The organism is Stenotrophomonas sp. YIM B06876 (assembly GCF_030711595.1).
Classification (GTDB): Bacteria; Pseudomonadota; Gammaproteobacteria; order Xanthomonadales; family Xanthomonadaceae; genus Stenotrophomonas.
In genome coordinates, this window is record NZ_JAUJUJ010000195.1 from 1 (window position 1) to 1465 (window position 1465).

At 66.2% G+C, this 1465-nt stretch carries 2 protein-coding genes; one reads left to right on the plus strand and one right to left on the minus strand.

Features of this window, described 5'->3' with window-relative positions:
• Positions 1-46: 46 nt before the first annotated feature.
• Positions 47-283 carry a DUF6139 family protein gene (locus QZH66_RS16000; RefSeq protein ID WP_305806881.1) on the minus strand — a complete coding sequence of 79 codons (237 nt, stop codon included), beginning with the start codon at positions 281-283 and terminating at the stop codon, positions 47-49.
• Positions 284-432: 149 nt separating this feature from the next.
• Here QZH66_RS16000 and QZH66_RS16005 point away from each other — a divergent pair.
• Positions 433-1465, plus strand: a 1033-nt coding sequence (locus QZH66_RS16005) for a solute carrier family 23 protein (RefSeq protein ID WP_345783861.1), incomplete at its 3' end; no start/stop codon positions are given.

The following is a 1465-nucleotide window of genomic DNA, read 5'->3' on the forward strand; positions in this document are numbered from 1 at the left end:
GCCGCGCCGGTTCTGTCTTGTCCCGGGCGTCCCCCAAACGACAGGACTAATCGGTCTGCGCGCTCAGCTGGGTGATGGCGTAGCCTTTTTCACGGATCTGGCGGCCGGGCTCGGCGATCCCGTAGCGGTCCCAATGCCGCGCGTCCTCATCGAGTTCGATGCCGCGGTGTTCGCTCTCCCAGTCCACATTGATCGCTTCCTGGGGAATCGGCCGCCCCTCGGGCACGGCGAGGTGGGAGAACTTCTCTTGGGCCTCGGCTCGGCGATAGATGTCCATGCGCATGGTCGATCCTTGTGCAGGTTGATGAGCGATCCACTGTACGCCGCGCGGCTCGGCAGCGCCAGACGGCCGCGCTATCGCCGCACGGCGCGCCAGTTCCCATTACTATGCGCGGCACCAAACCACACAACGGAGAAAAATCCATGGGCTTCATGACCTGGAGGGAGAAAAGCGCCGACGCGCTGCAGCAGGGCGGCGTGATCGGACCCGACGAGCGCCTGCCGTGGCCGCAGACCGGGGCCATGGGCGTGCAGCACGTCATCGCCATGTTCGGCTCGACCGTGCTGGCGCCCATCCTGATGGGGTTCGATCCCAACCTGGCGATCTTGATGAGCGGCATAGGCACGCTGATCTTCTTTTTGATCACCGGCGGCAAGGTGCCCAGCTACCTGGGCTCGAGCTTTGCCTTCATCGGCGTGGTGATCGCGGCCACGGCCTACGCCGGCAAGGGGCCGAACGCCAACATCGGCCTGGCGCTGGGCGGCATCATCGCCTGCGGCCTGCTCTACACGCTGGTCGGCGTGGTGGTGCAGCTGGCGGGCACGGGCTGGATCGAGCGTTTCATGCCGCCCGTGGTCACCGGTTCGGTGGTGGCGGTGATCGGGCTCAACCTGGCCAGCATCCCCGTCAAGAACATGGCGGCGAGCAATTTCGACAGCTGGATGCAGGCACTCACTTTTGTCAGCGTCGGCCTGGTGGCGGTGCTGACGCGCGGCATGGTGCAGCGCCTGTTGATCCTGGTCGGCCTGGTCGTGGCCAGCATCCTGTATGCCGTGCTGGCCAATGGCATGGGCCTGGGCAAGCCGCTCGACCTGTCGGCCGTGCTGGCCGCGCCCTGGGTCGGCATGCCGGGCTTCCACGCGCCGGTGTTCAGTGCGCCGGCCATGCTGCTGATCGCTCCGGTGGTCATCATCCTGGTGGCCGAGAACCTGGGCCACATCAAGGCCGTGACCGCGATGACGGGCAAGAACCTGGACCAGTACATGGGCCGCGCCTTCATCGGCGATGGCATCGCCACCATGGTCAGCGGCAGCGCCGGCGGCACCGGAGTGACCACTTACGCCGAGAACATCGGCGTGATGGCGGCCACCAAGATCTATTCCACCGCCGTGTTCCTGGTGGCGGCGCTGATCGCCATCGTGCTCGGCTTCTCGCCCAAGTTCGGCGCCGTGATCCAGGCCATTC

Excerpts from the sequence above, each read along its gene's own strand:
- QZH66_RS16000 (WP_305806881.1), bottom strand. The coding sequence starts at position 283 with ATGCGCATGGACATCTATCGCCGAGCCGAGGCCCAAGAGAAGTTCTCC.